Genomic DNA, 16,421 nt, shown 5'->3' on the forward strand with positions numbered 1-16,421 from the left:
ACATCGGGGCTTGGGGGCACCGTGAGCACAGGGCCGGGCAGTGAGCGGTTGGTCGCGGGCCGGTACCGGCTGCTCGATCCGCTCGGCGAGGGCGGCATGGGCACCGTGTGGCGGGCGCGCGACGAGGTGCTCGGCCGCGAGGTCGCCGTGAAGGAGGTTCGGGCCCCGGCCGGGCTCATGACGGCCGATGTGGAGCGGATGTACGCGCGGCTCGAACGCGAGGCGTGGGCCGCGGCCCGTATCGCGCACCGGAACGTGATCACGCTGTACGACGTGGCCACCGACGAACAACGCCCCTGGGTGGTCATGGAGTTGATCCGCGGCATCTCGCTCGCGGACCAGCTCGACGCCGAGGGACCCCTGTCGCCGCAGCGTGCCGCGCACATCGGCGCCGAGGTCCTCGCGGCGCTGCGTGCGGCGCACGAGGCAGGAGTGCTGCACCGCGACGTGAAGCCGGGGAACGTCCTCCTGTCGAACGAGGGCCGGGTCGTCCTGACCGACTTCGGCATCGCGATGGTGGAGGGCACGCAGGCGCTCACGATGACCGGCGAGGTCATCGGATCGCCCGAATTCCTCGCCCCGGAGCGGGCGTTGGGACGCAGGCCCGGCCCCGAGTCGGACCTGTGGTCGCTCGGGGTGCTGCTGTACGCGGCCGTGGAGGGGCACTCGCCGTTCCGGCAGGACACCCCGCTGAGCACGCTGCGCGCGGTCGTGGACGAGGAGTTGCCGCCGCCGCGCCGGGCGGGCCCGCTGACCCCGATCATCGAGGGGCTGCTGCGCAAGGATCCGGCCGAGCGCACGTCCGCGGCGGACGCCGAGCGCGATCTGCGGATCGTGGGCGCGGGCGGCACGTTGCGCGGGGAGCCGGTGCGGGGCGCCCCGCTCGCCGCGCTGCCGACGATGACGTCGCAGCAGCCGGCCACGCCCACGCCGCCGCTGTCCGGCGCGGCGTTCGGCGCCGGTCCCGCGTCGACCGCGACGACCGTCCCCGCCGACACCGGCGAGCGTCAGGCCCGCCGCGCCTCGCTCGCGCTGATGGCGGGGATCGTCGCCCTGCTCCTGGCCATCGGCGGTCTCACGTACGCGCTGCTCAACCGGGACGACGGCGGTGGCTCCTCCGGTGGCGGCAACGGCGGCTCCAGCGGCGGCAGTGCGAACAACGGGGGCGGAGCGGGTTCGTCGGGCGGCGGCTCGGGATCCGGTGACGGCGGGAACAGCACGGGCGGCACCGACGGGAACGGCACCAGCGGGAGCGGCGGTTCCGGCAACGGGAACGGGAACGGGAACGGCGGCAACAGCGGCGGGCACACCACCACGCCCGCCCAGTCCGTGCGGGTGAGCGTGCGGGCGGTGCGCGGCAGTTACTCGGGGGCGTGTCCGCCGCCCGCGGCCGAGGCCCCCGCGTTCGCGGCGACGATCACCGTGGGGCGCACTCCGGTCAAGGTCGAGTACCGGTGGGTGACGCGGAGCGGGGAGCCGTCGGACCCGGGGTGGAAGACGCTGAGCTTCGGCTCGGGTGACGCGAAGAGCCGTACGGTCAACACCACGCAGACGGCGTACGACGAGGGCGGGACGCTGCACAACGAGATCGCGGTCGAGGTCCGCAGCCCGGTCGCCGTCACCTCGAACTACGTGGCCTATGCGGTCACGTGCGAGGTGGTGACCCCGACGACGGGGGCCACCACCGGTTCACCGACGTACTGAGGCGCTGATCAGGCGGCGGACGTGAAGACGGGCAGGTAGCCGCCCGACTGTCCGGCGGCGGTCGGGTGGTACGACTCGCCGATGTTGGTCCAGTTGACGCTGTGCAGCCAGGACGAGCCGGAGCAGATCTCGTGGCCGGTGAACGTGGTCGTCACGTCGCCGAAGGTGAAGCCGTGGTCGGCGGCGCGCTTGGCGGTGGTGGAGTTGAGCAGGTCCGCGGCGCTGTTGATGGCGGAGCGCTCGGTGTCGGAGAGTCCCGCGATGCAGGACCCGCCGATCTTGTAGAAGCGGGGGTAGCCGAGGACCACCACATGGGCGGCCGGAGCCTTCGCGCTGATCGCCGAGTACACCTGGTCGAGCTTGCCGGGCAGGGTCGAAGTGACGTACGCGCGAGCCTCGTTGACGCGGGACACGCACGTGGACTCGGAGTAGAGGACACAGGTCGTCATGACGTCGGCGAAGCCCGCGTCATTGCCTCCGACGCTGAGGGACACCAGCCCGGTTCCCGCGCCGAGCGGGCCGAGCTGACCGGAGAGGACATCACCCGTACGAGCACCCGAGCACGCGGTGAAATGGAAGCTTGAGGGTGAGTGGGCCGCCGCCCACAAGGCCGGGTACGCCTTCGTGGAGCGCTTGCAGTCGCCGCTGGCGCTGTCGTAGCTACCGGCGCCGACCCCGGAGGAGTACGAGTCGCCGAGGGCCACATAGCCGGTGGCCGCCAAGGTCGAGGGGGTGTTGTCCGCTGCCTGCGCGGCGCCTGCCCCGGTGAGGGCCGCTGTCGCCGCGAAGAGGAACGAGGTCACGTATGCCGCAAGTCGGAAACGTCTCATGGAACCTCCCTTAGCAGGATCTCTGCCACAACTGTGGTAGCACGCCACAGAGTTACCGGGAAGTACCGGAGCCCGACATTCGCCCGAGGTTCATTGCAGGTGCATGTCAGAACTGACATACCCTCATCTCTTGTGATCTACGCCCGTAGAGAGCGCGGCGCGGAGGTACGGCCGATGTCGCGAGGGGACATTGAGGCGGAAGCTGATCATCCATCAACTCAGCTGGAGCGAACGGCAGTTACCACAGATCCCCGCCCATACCCGCCGCATCTTGACGCCGCCCCCGCCACTGCGCGACATTGAAGCCCGGCATCCGGCGCGTCGGGGGGCAAAGTCGCCAATGCAGACCATAGGCATCAAGCCGTCGTCATCCGGCGGTCCGGGAGACGGCCCGGCGGACGCACCGTCCGGCAGAGACGTGTGGTACCTGCTCGCGGGGGCGGGCGTCGTCGCGGGGGCGGCGGGTCTCGCCCTCGCGCTCTCGGGTGCCGGCTCTCCGCTGCGCGGACCACTCGCGCTCTTCTTCCTGCTCGCCGCGCCCGGTGCCGCGTTCGCCGCGGCCCTGCGCGGCCTCGACCCATGGGCCCGCCTCCTCACCTCGGCCGCCGGCGCGGTCGCCGTGGTGATGCTGGTGGCCCAGGGCATGCTCGCCACCCACCGCTGGTCGGTGAACGGCGGGGTCATCGCCGTGGGGGCGCTCAGCGCCCTCGCCTTCCTTCTTCAGTGGGCGATCCGATTCGGTAAACGGATGGGCAAAATCCGCTAGAGGGGCACCAGTTCAGGTAAAGCCCAAAACAACAAAAACGTGAGGCCTCGTTCCAGGTCTTGCCATACAGTCACAATCATCAATACCGTCGTACATCCACCCGCATCGGTCCATCACGCAATGCGATCTAGGGGAGGGCTCAAGATCGCGACGGATCGAGGCGGGGCGCGGTAGGGGGGTGCCGTGCTCGGTGAGCCGCTCATTTCTTTGTCATGGGTCGCCGAGTCGCGTTCCGCGCGGCCGGTCCAACCAACCGGTGTGTATTGCCAGCTCACCCGGCCTGTACGGAGATCCATTCCGTCATGTCCGTAAGTGAGAACCCCCCTTTCGAACCGGATATCCAGCCGGACCGCCCGGGGGCGGGCGGTCCACCGGACGAGAGGGACCAGACTCATGAGCAGCTCCGTTGTGCGCCCGGTGTTTCCCGATGACGGGACGACGCCGGCGCGAATACCCGGCCAGTACCGGGCGATCTCCACGCACCTCGCCATTGCGCCACGGGTGAGCGTGGTCATTCCCGCCATGAACGAGGCGGAGAATCTTCCGTACGTCTTCAAGACGCTGCCGGAATGGATCCACGAAGTCGTTCTCGTCGACGGGAATTCCACCGACGACACCGTCGAAGTGGCCCGCGAACTGTGGCCCGAAGTGGTGGTCGTGCCGCAGCACGGAAAGGGCAAGGGGGATGCCCTGATCACCGGATTCGAGGCGTGCTCGGGCGACATCATCGTGATGGTCGACGCGGACGGTTCGGCCGACGGCCAGGAGATCGTCAGTTATGTGTCGGCGCTCGTCTCCGGGGCCGATTTCGCCAAGGGCTCGCGCTTCGCGAACGGCGGCGGAACGGACGACATGACCCCGATCCGCAAACTCGGCAACTGGGCGCTGTGCTCGGTCGTCAACGCCAAGTTCGGCGCCCGCTACACGGACCTGTGCTACGGGTACAACGCGTTCTGGCGGCACTGCCTCGACGAGATCGACCTCGACTGCACCGGGTTCGAGGTGGAGACCCTGATGAACATCCGGGTCGTCAAGGCGGGCCTGAAGGTCCAGGAGATCCCGAGCCACGAGTACCTGCGCATCCACGGGGCGAGCAATCTGCGCGCCGTGCGGGACGGGCTGCGGGTGCTCAGGGTGATCCTCGCCGAGCGCTCGAACCGGCGCGCGCGCCGCCGCTCCGCTCCGGCCCGGCTCAACCTGGTGCGGGGGGACAAGTCTTGACGGATCGTCATGGGCAGGGGTTCCGGGGCGCCGCTCCGGGCCCCGCTCCCCGATCGCCCGAAGGGCTCGCGGGGGCGGGCTCCGAGGTGGGTGTCTCCGTCGTCATCTGCGTGTACACCGAGGACCGGTGGCAGGACATCCTCGACGCCGTCTCCTCCGTACGCGCGCAGTCGTACCCGGCCCTGGAGACACTGCTCGTCGTCGACCACAACCCGGTGCTCCTCGGGCGGCTCTCCGCGGAGTTCACGGAGGCGTCGGACGTCCTGGTGCTCGCCAACGCCGGGCCGCGCGGGCTGTCCGCCGGGCGGAACACGGGGATCGCGGCCTCGCGCGGCGAGGTGATCGCGTTCCTCGACGACGACGCTGTCGCGGAGCGGGACTGGCTGCGGCATTTCGCCGCCGCCTACGCCGACCCCCAGGTGATGGCGGTCGGCGGGCGCACCGAGCCGATCTGGGCGTCGGGGCGCCGGCCCGTCTGGTTCCCCGAGGAGTTCGACTGGGTGGTGGGCTGCACGTACAAGGGACTGCCGCCCGGCAAGGTGAAGGTGCGCAACGTCCTCGGGGGCAACGCCTCGTTCCGGCGGACCGCCTTCGACGCCGCGGGCGGCTTCGCGACCGGGATCGGCCGGGACGGCGACAAGCGCCCGCTGGGCTGCGAGGAGACGGAGCTGTGCATCCGCCTGAGCCGCGCCAGACCGGACGCGGTGCTGCTCATCGACGACCGGGCGGTCATCCACCACCGGGTGCCGGCCGGACGCGAGCGGTTCGCCTACTTCCGTACGCGGACGTACGCGGAAGGGCTCTCCAAGGCGCTGGTCGCCCGCAGTGTCGGTGCGGACAAGGGACTTGAGAGCGAGCGCGCCTACACCAGCCGGGTCCTGCCCGCCGGTGTGGCGCGGGGCCTGCGGGACTTCGTGCGCGGCAGGCCGGGCGGCGCGGGACGGGCCGGGGCCATCGTGGCCGGAGTGACGGCGGCGGCGGGTGGGTACGTTCTCGGGAGTTTCCGGGCGCGGAGCGGGGGCTCCGCGACGTTCTCCGTGGTGGAGATCGACCGGAGCGAGGGGGAGACGGGGGCGGCGGCATGAGCGCGCGGCAGGGGACGTCCGACGGGGTGCCGGTCCCCATCCTGATGTACCACTCGGTCGCCCACGAGCCGAGCGAGGCGACCCGCCGGCTGTCCGTGGCCCCGGGGCAGTTCGCCGAGCAGATGGAGCTGCTCGGCGCACGGGGGTACACCCCGCTGACCACCGCCGACCTCGCCGGGATCTGGCGCGGCGGCGGCCGGGTGCTGCCCGACCGGCCCGTCCTGATCACCTTCGACGACGGCTACGAGGGCGTGCACCGGTACGCCCTGCCGGCCCTCACCGCGCAGGGCTTCCCCGCCACCGTGTTCGTCTCGACGGGGTGGCTGCGCGGCCCGTACGACACCGGGGGCGGGCTCGACACGATGCTCGACTGGACGCAGGTGCGGGCGCTCGCCGCGCACGGCGTCGAGATCGGGGGTCACACGCACACGCATCCGCAGCTCGACCAACTCGGCGACAAGGAGCTGGAGTTCGAGCTGTTGCACTGCCGGGAGATCGTCGCCGCGGAGCTGGGCGGGCAGCCCGTCTCCTTCGCCTACCCGTACGGTCACTCCGACCGGCGGGTGCGGCGGGCGGTGCGCGCGGCCGGGTTCGCCCAGTCGCTCGCCGTCGGCAACGACCTCGCCCGCCGCCGCCAGGGCCCGTACGCCCTGCGGCGCGTCACCGTGCGCCGCTCGACCGGCATCGCCGAGTTCGAGCGGCTGGTCGAGGGCCGCGCGATCGGCCGTCATTTCGCCAGGGAACGTGCCCTGACCAAGGGGTACGCCGTGGTCCGCAGAGCCCGACAGGCCCGCCGGAAGGCAATCCGTACCCGTGTCTGACACGACCACCACTCCCCAGGCCGCACCGACCGACGCCGCGACCGGGCAGGCGACAGCGCCGCCCCGCCGCAGACTCAGGCTGCCCGGCATGGGCCGCGGCAGGAAGGGCAGCGAAGACGGCATGGGGTCCGGGGGTCGGAATCAGCTGTTCCGTAACGCCTACGCGCTGATGCTGAACACCGGCATCTCCGGTGTCCTCGGCGTCGGCTTCTGGCTGGCCGCCGCGCACTACTACACGGCGGACGCGGTCGGGCAGGGCTCGGCGGCGATCGCGGCGATGAAGTTCCTCGCGGGACTCACCGCCGTGACGCTCACCGGGGCCCTGGCCCGCTTCATCCCGATCGCCGGGCGCGCCACCGGGCGCTTCATCTTCCGCACCTACGCGGGGAGTTCGGTCGCGGTCGCGTGCGCCGCGCTGGTCTTCCTCCTCACGCTCGACGTGTGGGGGCCCTCGTACCGGTTCCTGCACGGGCCGCTGAACGGGCTCGGGTTCATCGCGGCCGTCGTGGCCTGGTCGCTGCTCACGCTCCAGGACGGTGTCCTGACCGGGCTGCGCAGCGCGCTGTGGGTGCCGGTCGGCAACACCGTGTTCTCGCTGGTCAAGCTGGGGCTCCTGGTCGCCTTCGCGACGGCGCTCGCGACGACCGGCGTGTTCGTGTCGTGGGTCGTGGCGATCGCGTTCTCGGTGCTGCCGCTGGGCTGGCTCGTGTTCCGCCGCCTCGTGCCGCGGCACATCGCGACCACGGACGGCAAGGCGGATCCGCCGACGCTGCGCGAGATGGGCCGCTTCCTGGCGGGCGACTACACGGGCTCGCTGTTCTCGCTGGCCGTCGTCTACCTCGTGCCGGTGATCATCGCCTCGCAGGTCAGTTCCTCCGACAACGCGTACTTCTACATCACCACCACGATCGGCGGCACGGTCAATCTGCTGGCGATCAACATGGGCGCCTCCCTGACCGTCGAGGGCTCGCACGACCCGGCACAGCTCGCGGCCAACACCCGTGCGGCGCTGCGCCGGATGGCCCGCATCATGATCCCGATCTGTGGCCTCCTCTTCCTCCTCGCGCCGTACGTGCTGCACGTCTTCGGGCAGGACTACGCGGACGCGGCGACGCCGCTGCTGCGCTGGTTCGCGGTCGGGGCGGCGCTGCGCGTGGTCATGGAGACGTACTTCGCGGTGCTGCGCGCGCAGAGCCGGACGTCCGGACTCGCTTGGCTCCAGGGCCTGTTGTGCGTCCTGGTGCTCGGTCTGACGCTGCTCCTGCTGCCCCGGATGGGGCTGACGGGCGCGGGCGTCGCCGAGATCTCCTCCCTCGCGGTGATCGTGGCGATCGCCGCGCCGAAGCTGTGGCGCGTGGTGCGCACCTCTCCCCCGTCGCCGGCCGTGGACGGCGCCGCCCCCGACGGCGACCTGGCCGATCTGGGCACGCCGAAGGTGTCGGCGGGTGCGCGGGAGAAGCAGGGCCCGAAGTGGGCGCTGCGCGACGCGATGGATTCCGACACGCTGCATCTCGCGGTGCAGCTCAATCTGGACCACCAGGAGCGGAGGCCCGACATGCGGCTCGGTCCTGTGACGCCGCCGCGCGGTGAGCACCTGCCGACGTGGGCGCTGAAATCGCCGCTGCCGGGACAGCGCTCGGCGCCGCCCGAGCCGGATCCCGATGCCCCGGACGCCGCCGCGTCCGCGTCCGCCTCGGCCTCGCAGGCGTCGAGCGACGGGCACGCGGAGGGCGGCTCCGGAGTGCCCGGCGCGCGCGACACGGTCGATCTGTCGCCGGGCCCGGCCGCCGCCGCGGAGGAATCCGACTCCGCCGTCGAGACGCCCGTACCGGAGCCGGAGCTCGAACCGGAGCCGGAGCTCGAACCGGAGCCGGAGCTCGAACCGGACCCTGAGCCGGACCAGGAGCACGAGCCGCACCCGTCCGGGGTCGCCTGGCGCGCCGCCGCCGCGGTGCGCGAGCACGAACCACCGCTCCCCCTGAGCGACGCGGACCTCGCGTCCGCACCGCGGGAGCGGGGCCGTCTGACCCCGACCGTCGTCGTCCTCGCCCTGCTGCTCGTCGCGGCCCTCGGCCTGTACTGGGGACCCGTCCTCGGGATGAGCGACACCGATCTGGAGGACATGGGGGGCCTCGGCCTGATCTCGGTCCTGCCGCCGATGACCCTGTTCGGCGCGGCCCTGCTGATCGGCGTCTTCGCGTCCCTGCTGTGGCTCGAACGCCCGCACAAACGGCTGCTGTTGCTCACCCTGCTCGCCACGGTCGTGTCGCTGCACGCGCTGCCCGCCGTCATCGAGACGGAGCCCCGGTTCGCCACGGCCTGGCAGCACCTGGGCTTCATGGACTACATCGACCGTACGGGCTCCGCGGTCCCCGACCTGGACGCCCGCTGGAGCTGGCCGGGCTTCTTCGCGGCGGCCACGTTCCTCGCGAAGGCCTGCGGGGTCAGCGACCTCCGCGAGGTCATCCGCTGGTGGCCGCTGGCCATCCAACTCCTCTACCTGGCACCGATGTTCCTGCTGCTGCGCTCGGTGCGGGCGAGCTGGAAGGCCAAGTGGACCGGGCTGTGGATCTTCGTCCTCAGCGGCTGGGTGGGTCAGGACTACTTCTCGCCGCAGGGCTTCACGTACCTGCTCTATCTCGTCTTCGTGGCGATCCTGCTGGTCTGGTTCCGGGCGCCGCGCGTGCTGTGGACCACGCGGCGCCCCGGCGAGGCGGAGGTCGAGCCGACGGACCGCCGGCAGCGCGCGGTGCTCCTCGTGGTCCTGATCGCCCTGTTCGCGGCGACGGTCCCGGCGCACCAGCTGACCCCGTTCGTGATGCTGGGCGTCCTCGCCGTCCTCGTCCTGGTCGGCCGCTCCGAACTGCGCGGCCTGCCGCTCCTGTTCGGTGTCCTCGTCGCCGTCTGGCTGGGCTTCCTCGCCGAGCCGTACTGGTCGGGCCATTTCAACGATCTGTTCGGCGGTGTCGGCGGTGTCGGCGGCAACGTCTCGTCGTCGGTCTCCGGCCGTATCCAGGACGGCAGTTCGACCCACAAGCTCGTCCTCTACGTCCGCGTGCTGCTGGCCGGCGGTGTGATGGCGTTCGCCTGCTGGGGCTGGTGGCGCCGCCGCGACTGGAAGTACCGCGAGCGGTCCCTGATCGTCCTGACCTTCGTCCCGTTCCTCGGCTTCGGCATGCAGTCGTACGGCGGCGAGATGGCGCTGCGGGTCTTCATGTTCGCCCTGCCGGGCGCCGCCCTGCTGGCCGGGCTCGCGCTGTTCCCGCGGACCGGTGTCACCGCGAAGGAGCGCGACAAGGACCGCATCAGCCTGGCCCCGCTGGCCGCGCTCATGGCGGGGCTGCTGCTCATGGGCGGCTTCCTGGTGGCCCGCTGGGGCAACGAGCCGTTCGAGCGGATCCGGCCCGGCGAGGTCGCCGCGATGGAGTACGTGTACGCCCACGACAAGCCGACGGTGCGCCTGCTGTGGATGAGCAACGACACGGTCGACAACGTGACGCCGGCGATGCCGTGGGGCGCCCGCGACATGGAGAAGGTCCAGTACGTGCCGACGCTCGCGCCGGCCGACCCGGTCCTGGTCGGCAGCCTCGTCAAGGCGCTCAAGGACGCGGGCCCGAACTCGTACCTGATGATCAACAAGAGTCAGGTCGTCTATCTGGAGATGGACGTCGGCTACTCCAGGACGTGGGAGACGCGGCTCGTCCAGAACCTCGACGCGCGCCAGGAGCTGAAGAAGGTCTACGTCAACGAGGACGTGACCATGTACCAGCTGCGCAAGGAGCCGTCCGGCAAGGTGGCGCAGGCGGACCCGGGCCCGATCGGTCCGCAGGTCACCTGGACGCCGTGGTCGGTGGTGGGCGCGCTCGCCGCGCTCGCGCTGATCGTGCTGCTCACGGCCCGCGAGGTGGTGCGGGTGGCGACGCGGCCCAGCGTGCGCCAACTGCGCTGGTTGCAGAGCACGTTCTGGTTCTCGCTGCCGCTGCTCGCGGTGGTCCTCGCGTCGCTCATCCAGCGGTTCATCACGATGGGTCTGCAGTAGCGGTTCATCACGATGGGCGCTCAGCAGCGGGCGCGGGGCGGCGGCGGAATCGGTGCGGCCCCGTGGGGCGCCCCCGGTCGGGGGCGCCCCGTCACCGCTTGAGCCACTTCACCTCGTAGCCCTGCATCTGGAACCGCTTGCCGTCGATCTTCGCGCTGATGGGCCGGTTGAGCGTGTTGACCACGAGGACGGCCTTGTCGTCGGCGATCACCCGGACGTTCGGCACGTCGTCCGTCGCCACGGCGACCGTCTCGAACTGCGTGCCGGGCCCGAACTCCTCGTTGAACCGCGACACCAGGTCGTACATCGGCAGCGCCCCGCCGCCCGACGCGGCGTCCGTGGGCCGCCACAGGCACCCGGCGCACGAGGTGCCCTTCTCGTCCTCGGGGTTCCAGTAGAACCCGGACGTGGCGCCGCCCTTCGCCATCGCGATCATCCCGGAGGCCTGGACGGCGACGCGGTGCGGCTCGCTCCAGCCGTCGCGCTCGTCGTCGCTGTCGGCGGGCTCGACGTAGTACTCGGACCACCACAGGGGCAGATCGCCGGTCTGCCGCTCGATCCACCTGCCGACGGCCGTGAACTTGTCGGTCGCCTTGAACTCGTCCGGCAGCATCTCGTCGTCGTTCGTGTAGCTGGAGCCGTCCACGACGACGAAGTCGGCGCCCGCCTTGTTCTTGTTCCAGTAGGTGAAGGCGTCGAGGATCCGCTGGTCCATGCGCCCCCACGGGCCCTTGACCGTGTCGGACGTGCCGTCGGTCTGCTTCGGGTCGAGGCTGTCCATCACCAGGTAGGGGCCGCCGACCATGATGTCCTTGTCGACCTTCTTCAGGGCCTTGTAGACGAGGTTGTAGAGCCGCGTGTAGCCCTCGTAGTCCCAGCGGCCCTCGGCGTCGTTCCAGAACCCCTTGAACTCGTTCCAGACGATGAAGTGCCGTACGTACGGGTACCGCTTGGCGACCGTCGCGGCGAGGTTCGCGTAGTCCTGGAAGTGCTCGGGGTCCGGGGCCTTCTCCAGGCTCGGCTGACTCCAGTCCGTGTTGCCGACGCCGGCCTTGCCGCCCTTCATCCAGTCGGGCGCGCAGCACAGCGTGACGACCGGGGTGCCGCCCGACTTGCGGATGAAGTCGATCCGGCGGTCCATCTCGTCGAACTGGTAACGCCCCTTGACCGGTTCGGGGTTGCTCGACCCCCAGCCCATGACGTGCTGGATCTGCGGCATCGGCCGCTTGCCGATGAGCTGTTCCGCGCGCTCGACGGCGGCGGACGCGCCCTCGTCGGCGGAGTACTGGGTGTGCGTGAACCCCCAACCCACCTGCGGCCCCAGCTTCTTGGGGGGCTCGGCGGGTGTGCCGTGCACCTTGTCGCCGTCCGGCGTCGTACCGGCGGTTCTCGCCTTGTCGTTCGGAAGCGTGCTGATCACGGTCAGCACCAGGGCCAGTACGGCCATCCCCACGCCGAGCAGGGCGATGAGCCGCCATCGCCGTGCCCCCGAATCCCACCCATGACGTCCCATCAAGGACAAGGTTAACCAGGCCAGTTGGCGGAGGGACAGGCTCCGTTGCCACAGGCTCGTAACGAGCCGCGTGACCTGACGCGTCGCGTGATACGGGCGTGACGCGCTCCGGAAATCCCGTGCGGGCGGGGGCGTCGTGCCGGATCATGGCGGCATGTCTGCGAACCCATTCGACGCGCTGCCGATCCGGCTGGGCGTCGACGACAGCGACTCGCCCTCCGATGTCGTCGACGCGCTGTTCCTCGGCCGCTTCGCCACGGGCGAGCAGCCGCACTCGCACGCCGTCACCATCGACCGGGTCCGCTCCGCCGCCACCCTGCTGCCGCCGGACGCCCGCATCCTGCGCTCCGCGCGCGACGACGACCGCAGCGCGACGCTCGCCGAGGGCGAGGGGTGGACGGTGCTGATCTCCCGCTGGAACCGGGGCGCGGACGTCACGGTCACGGCGACCACGGCCGAGCTGGCCGAGCGGATCCTCACGTCGGCGACGGACGGCGCGACCGACGAGCCGGAACCCCAGCCGGACAACGTGACGATGGGCTTCTGGTACGTGTCGCCGCGGCGCGGCCCGCACCGGACGACCCGGCAGATCTCGGCCGGTACGTGGGAGGAGGTGCGGCCCAACTACACGGCGCCGGTGGCCGACGCCATGGACCACCTGATGAAGACGCGGCCCGACGACATCGCGGGCCGCCTCCTGCTGCTGCACGGCCCGCCCGGCACCGGAAAGACCTCCGCGCTGCGCACGCTGGCCCGCTCGTGGCGGGACTGGTGCCAGGTCGACTGCGTCCTCGACCCGGAGCGCCTCTTCTCCGACGTCGGCTACCTGATGGACATCGCGATCGGCGAGGACGACGGCTCGGCCAAGGGCCGCTGGCGACTGCTGCTCCTGGAGGACTGCGACGAGCTGATCCGCGGGGAGGCCAAGCACACGGCGGGTCAGGCGCTCTCGCGGCTGCTCAATCTGACCGACGGTCTGCTCGGCCAGGGCCGGAACGTTCTGGTGGGCGTGACGACCAACGAGGACCTGGAACGCCTCCACCCGGCCGTGGTCCGCCCCGGCCGCTGCCTCGCCCGGATCGAGGTGGGCCCGCTGACGCACCGCGAGTCGGTGGACTGGCTCGGCGAGGAGGTCGCCGGCCGCGAGGAGGCCGTGAGCCGCGAGGGAGCGACGCTGGCGGAGCTGTACGCCCTGCGCCGCGGGGTGTCTCCGACGGCGGTGCCGGATCAGCGGGGGTCGGCGGACGCGGGGTTGTATCTGTAGCGGGCTGTCGGCATCGGGGGCGGGTGCGGGTCCGGTGGGGGCCGGTCACGCTGCTCCCCGCGCCTCTGGAGGCATGCGCCGCGCGCGGCCTGCCTCGAAGGGGCGGGGAACCACGCGACCGGCCACGACCGGACCCGCACCCGCGGCGGCGTGAGGTCTACGCGTACGCGGCCCGCACCGCGTCGCGGACCGCGTCCATCGCCGCCTCCTCCGACAGCCCGAGCCGTCGCACCCGCTCGGCGAACGCCTGAGCCGCCGCGGACGCCTCCCGGGACGCCGCGTCCCGAGCGGACGCGATGAGCGTGCCGTTGCGCCCCCGCGTCTCGATCACCCCGTCCGCCTCCAGCGCCCGGTACGCCTTGGCCACCGTGTTCGCGGCCAGCCCCAGCTGCTCCGCGAGGCCGCGCACCGTGGGCAACTTGTAGCCGACCGGGAGCGCCCCCGAGCGGGCCTGCTCGGAGATCTGCGCCCGCACCTGCTCGTACGGCGCGGCACTGTCGGCACTGTCTGCAATGCGGATCTTCAAGGTCACGCGGACGATTGTCCCGCAGCACCGGAAAATGAGAGGCACCCGGGCGCGGACGGCGCGTAGCGTGCGGCGACATGACCGTGATCGTCCGCACCCTGAGCCCCACCGACCCGGCGGACGCCGAAGGATTCGCCCGGGTGCGCCGCGCCTGCCTCCCGGCGATGCTCGCGACGCCGGCGTCCGTCGCGTACGACGCGGCGCGGGCCCATCCCGACGCCCACTACCGCCCGTTGGTGGCCGTGGACGACGCGGGCACCGTCATCGGCACGGCGCAGGTCGGTATCGCGTACGACAGCCCGCGGCCCGGCCAGGGCTACGCGAACGTGTACGTGCACCCGGACCACGTCGGCCGGGGCGGCGGCACGCTCCTGCTCCGCACCGCCGAGGCGCACCTCGCCCAGCACGGTGCGACGGAGGTGTTCTGCTGGGCCCTGGACGGCCCGCGGAACCTGGCGTGGGCGGCGGCCCGCGGCTACCGGCGCAGCCGCAGCGCCCACTTCCTGCGCCTGGAGCTGACGGCGGACGCGCTGCCTCCGATGCCCGCCCCGCCGTCCGGTGTCGCGTTGCGCACGGCGGCGGACTTCGCGGCCGATCCGCGCCCGCTGTTCGCCGTGTTCGCGCAGACGGTGGCGGACGAGCCGAGCGACATCGTCGCCGAACTCCGGGACTACGAGCAGTGGTTGACGGACACCTGGCGGAACCCGCTCCTCGACCAGGGCCTGACGTCGGTCGCGGTGGTCGACGGCGTCCCCGCCGCGTTCTCCCTCGCGCAGACGGACGGCGACGGCCGCTACTGGTCGGGCATGACCGGGACGGCGCGCGCCTTCCGGGGCCGTGGCCTGGCCAAGCTCGCCAAGAACGACTCGCTGCACCGGGCCCGCGCGGCCGGTGTCTCGGTGGCGTACACGGGCAACGACGCGGACAACGCGCCGATGCTCGCGATCAACGAATGGTTCGGTTACACGCTCGACGCGACGGAGGTCCGCCATGTCCGCACCCTCGACTCCTGACCTCGTACAGGTCCGCCTGGTCAAGGCGGGCCGCACGAAGATCGGTTACCCGGCGCGGCCGCTGCACGACGACGGCACGCACGTCGCGGTGCGCGCCGAGTGGGCGGGCGCGGGCGTACGCGACTTCGGCTTCGTCCGCTTCGAGCCCGGTGACGTGTTCACCGAGCACTACTGGCGCGACCGCTGGTACGCGATCAAGGAGGTGCGGGCGGGCGACGGCACGCTGAAGGGCTGGTACTGCGACATCACGCGCCCGGTGGTCCGCGACACCGACGGTCACCTCCGCTCCGAGGACCTCGATCTCGATCTGTGGGTGTCCGCGGACGGATCGCGGGTGATCCGCCTGGACGAGGACGAGTTCGCCGAGAGCGGGCTCGCCGACCGCGACCCGGCCGCCGCGCTGGCGGCGACGCGGGCCCTGGACGAGCTCGAACTCCTGGCGCGCCGGGGCGGGTTCGCGGCGCTGCTCACGCTGTAGGCGCGCTCAGCGACTTTCCGCACGGCGACGGCGGTGACGCGGCGTCGTCGAGAAGGAACGGCGCGTCATATGCCGCAGGTGCCGCGGCCGCCGCGCCCCGGTCGGCCGCTCTGTTTCCGGCCTCGTCTCGTGCTCCTTCCTCGTGCCTCATTCCCCCATCGTGACAACCGCCACTGACAATTGCGCTTCGATGAGCGACGCTCCGGGAACAGGTCTACAACGGCACCACGTTGGAACCCGTGTAGGTACAGGAGGCACCATGCGCCGAGTGACCACGCACAAGCGGACCGGAGCGAGCGCCATCACGCGGCGGCTGCGGGACTTGCAGGACGAAGCGGCCGAGCGCGGGCGCGAACGTCCCGAAGTGCGCAAGGACGTGCGCAAGACGTGGTGGCCGGACGAGTAGGAGGGCCGCTCACATGCTGTCCAGACCCAGTCGCTTGCGGTAGTGGACGCGGTCGTAGGGCCCGTCGACCCGGCGTTCCACGACCTCGTATCCGTACCGCGGATAGATCTTCTGGTTCTCCCACATCAACGCGTTGGTGTAGAGCCGGACCTCCGGCAGCCCCAGGGCGCGCGCGTGCTCGTCGACGAAGCCGAGCAGGCGGCGGCCCACCCCTCGCCCATGGGCGTCGGGACGCACCGCGATGCTGTCGAGGAAGAGATGGTCGGGCCGCGCCTCGACGACGACCAGGCCGACCACCGCCGCCCCACCCTCGCGCCCCTCGTCCTCCGCGTGCTCCCCGTGCCCCCCGTGCCCCCCGTCTTCGGTGACGTACACCAGACCCGCCGCCACGTTCGCGGCGTGGTCGGCCTCCATGGGTTGTGGCACGACCCCTATGCGGTCGATGTAGTGCCGGTACGCCGCATCGGTGACGGCCTTGACGGCCGGCACGTCGCCGGCGACCGCCAGGCGGACCTCGTCCCCCACTGACTCGCTGTTCATGCCGCCTTTCTACGACACTCCCCCTCCCCCCGCACCACCGGCCCGCGCACCCGACCCCGGACGCACCCGAGGACGCGCCTGCGGGCGTTCCCGGCAGCGGTCGCTCCCGTGACCCGCTTGTCGTGGTCGGTCCGTCGCTCGACACCGACGGCGGGCTGACGTACCAGCGGCACTTCACGGCGGACAGTCGCCGCCGAGGGGTGCGGGAGGGGCTC

Annotated in this window: 14 protein-coding genes; 10 read left to right on the top strand and 4 right to left on the bottom strand. The window is 71.5% G+C overall.

Annotation, left to right across the window (positions count from 1 at the left end; all coding sequences use genetic code 11):
• The first annotated feature begins 21 nt into the window (after positions 1-21).
• A complete protein-coding gene (locus V2W30_RS08275) occupies positions 22-1,704 on the top strand; it encodes a serine/threonine-protein kinase (RefSeq protein ID WP_338694895.1) in 1,683 nt (560 codons plus the stop codon).
• Between the two features lie 8 nt (positions 1,705-1,712).
• Here the strand turns inward: V2W30_RS08275 and V2W30_RS08280 are convergent, their stop codons facing one another.
• Positions 1,713-2,534, bottom strand: a complete 822-nt coding sequence (locus V2W30_RS08280) for an SGNH/GDSL hydrolase family protein (RefSeq protein ID WP_338694898.1) — start codon at positions 2,532-2,534, stop codon at positions 1,713-1,715.
• 340 nt (positions 2,535-2,874) lie between these two features.
• On the opposite strand from V2W30_RS08280, the gene V2W30_RS08285 reads away from it, so the two are divergent.
• The 5 genes from V2W30_RS08285 (at position 2,875) to V2W30_RS08305 (ending at position 10,466) form a co-directional block, all read left to right on the top strand.
• Positions 2,875-3,300 (top strand): hypothetical protein, encoded by a 426-nt coding sequence (locus V2W30_RS08285; protein ID WP_338694899.1) that lies wholly within the window; start codon positions 2,875-2,877, stop codon positions 3,298-3,300.
• Positions 3,301-3,693: 393 nt separating this feature from the next.
• A complete protein-coding gene (locus tag V2W30_RS08290) occupies positions 3,694-4,521 on the top strand; it encodes a glycosyltransferase family 2 protein (protein ID WP_338694900.1) in 828 nt (275 codons plus the stop codon).
• An 86-nt stretch (positions 4,522-4,607) separates the two neighbouring features.
• Entirely contained in the window at positions 4,608-5,606 is a 999-nt protein-coding gene (locus V2W30_RS08295; protein ID WP_338703530.1) for a glycosyltransferase family 2 protein, read from the top strand.
• Entirely contained in the window at positions 5,603-6,427 is an 825-nt protein-coding gene (locus tag V2W30_RS08300) for a polysaccharide deacetylase family protein (protein WP_338694902.1), read from the top strand. The genes V2W30_RS08295 and V2W30_RS08300 overlap by 4 nt, the downstream gene beginning before the upstream one ends.
• On the top strand, positions 6,420-10,466 hold the full coding sequence (locus V2W30_RS08305; RefSeq protein ID WP_425244506.1) for a lipopolysaccharide biosynthesis protein: 4,047 nt from the start codon (positions 6,420-6,422) through the stop codon (positions 10,464-10,466). The genes V2W30_RS08300 and V2W30_RS08305 overlap by 8 nt, the downstream gene beginning before the upstream one ends.
• Positions 10,467-10,557: 91 nt before the next feature.
• Here V2W30_RS08305 and V2W30_RS08310 read toward each other — a convergent pair whose 3' ends face one another.
• A complete protein-coding gene (locus V2W30_RS08310) occupies positions 10,558-11,979 on the bottom strand; it encodes a GH39 family glycosyl hydrolase (protein ID WP_338694903.1) in 1,422 nt (473 codons plus the stop codon).
• A 154-nt stretch (positions 11,980-12,133) separates the two neighbouring features.
• On the opposite strand from V2W30_RS08310, the gene V2W30_RS08315 reads away from it, so the two are divergent.
• A complete protein-coding gene (locus tag V2W30_RS08315) occupies positions 12,134-13,243 on the top strand; it encodes a DUF5925 domain-containing protein (protein ID WP_338694905.1) in 1,110 nt (369 codons plus the stop codon).
• Positions 13,244-13,400: 157 nt separating this feature from the next.
• On the opposite strand, the gene V2W30_RS08320 is transcribed toward V2W30_RS08315, so the two are convergent.
• Positions 13,401-13,775: a GntR family transcriptional regulator gene (locus V2W30_RS08320; RefSeq protein ID WP_338694907.1), complete on the bottom strand. Its 375-nt coding sequence runs from the start codon at positions 13,773-13,775 to the stop codon at positions 13,401-13,403.
• Between the two features lie 71 nt (positions 13,776-13,846).
• On the opposite strand from V2W30_RS08320, the gene V2W30_RS08325 reads away from it, so the two are divergent.
• The 3 genes from V2W30_RS08325 (at position 13,847) to V2W30_RS08335 (ending at position 15,666) form a co-directional block, all read left to right on the top strand.
• A complete protein-coding gene (locus tag V2W30_RS08325) occupies positions 13,847-14,782 on the top strand; it encodes a GNAT family N-acetyltransferase (RefSeq protein ID WP_338694908.1) in 936 nt (311 codons plus the stop codon).
• Positions 14,760-15,260: a DUF402 domain-containing protein gene (locus V2W30_RS08330; protein WP_338694910.1), complete on the top strand. Its 501-nt coding sequence runs from the start codon at positions 14,760-14,762 to the stop codon at positions 15,258-15,260. The genes V2W30_RS08325 and V2W30_RS08330 overlap by 23 nt, the downstream gene beginning before the upstream one ends.
• Before the next feature lie 259 nt (positions 15,261-15,519).
• Positions 15,520-15,666: a hypothetical protein gene (locus V2W30_RS08335; RefSeq protein ID WP_338694912.1), complete on the top strand. Its 147-nt coding sequence runs from the start codon at positions 15,520-15,522 to the stop codon at positions 15,664-15,666.
• A gap of 9 nt (positions 15,667-15,675) precedes the next feature.
• Here V2W30_RS08335 and V2W30_RS08340 read toward each other — a convergent pair whose 3' ends face one another.
• A complete protein-coding gene (locus V2W30_RS08340; protein WP_338694913.1) occupies positions 15,676-16,206 on the bottom strand; it encodes a GNAT family N-acetyltransferase in 531 nt (176 codons plus the stop codon).
• Between the last annotated feature and the right edge of the window lie 215 nt (positions 16,207-16,421).

This window comes from Streptomyces sp. Q6 (genome assembly GCF_036967205.1).
Taxonomy (GTDB): Bacteria; Actinomycetota; Actinomycetes; order Streptomycetales; family Streptomycetaceae; genus Streptomyces; species Streptomyces citrinus.

What these genes read in the sequence shown, in the direction of transcription:
- V2W30_RS08335 (WP_338694912.1), top strand. Translation starts at nt 15,520, where the DNA reads ATGCGCCGAGTGACCACGCACAAGCGGACCGGAGCGAGCGCCATCACG.
- V2W30_RS08290 (WP_338694900.1), top strand. Translation starts at nt 3,694, where the DNA reads ATGAGCAGCTCCGTTGTGCGCCCGGTGTTTCCCGATGACGGGACGACG.
- V2W30_RS08330 (WP_338694910.1), top strand. Translation starts at nt 14,760, where the DNA reads ATGTCCGCACCCTCGACTCCTGACCTCGTACAGGTCCGCCTGGTCAAG.
- V2W30_RS08285 (WP_338694899.1), top strand. Translation starts at nt 2,875, where the DNA reads ATGCAGACCATAGGCATCAAGCCGTCGTCATCCGGCGGTCCGGGAGAC.
- V2W30_RS08315 (WP_338694905.1), top strand. Translation starts at nt 12,134, where the DNA reads ATGTCTGCGAACCCATTCGACGCGCTGCCGATCCGGCTGGGCGTCGAC.
- V2W30_RS08300 (WP_338694902.1), top strand. Translation starts at nt 5,603, where the DNA reads ATGAGCGCGCGGCAGGGGACGTCCGACGGGGTGCCGGTCCCCATCCTG.
- V2W30_RS08325 (WP_338694908.1), top strand. Translation starts at nt 13,847, where the DNA reads ATGACCGTGATCGTCCGCACCCTGAGCCCCACCGACCCGGCGGACGCC.
- V2W30_RS08280 (WP_338694898.1), bottom strand. Translation starts at nt 2,534, where the DNA reads ATGAGACGTTTCCGACTTGCGGCATACGTGACCTCGTTCCTCTTCGCG.
- V2W30_RS08310 (WP_338694903.1), bottom strand. Translation starts at nt 11,979, where the DNA reads ATGGGACGTCATGGGTGGGATTCGGGGGCACGGCGATGGCGGCTCATC.
- V2W30_RS08340 (WP_338694913.1), bottom strand. Translation starts at nt 16,206, where the DNA reads ATGAACAGCGAGTCAGTGGGGGACGAGGTCCGCCTGGCGGTCGCCGGC.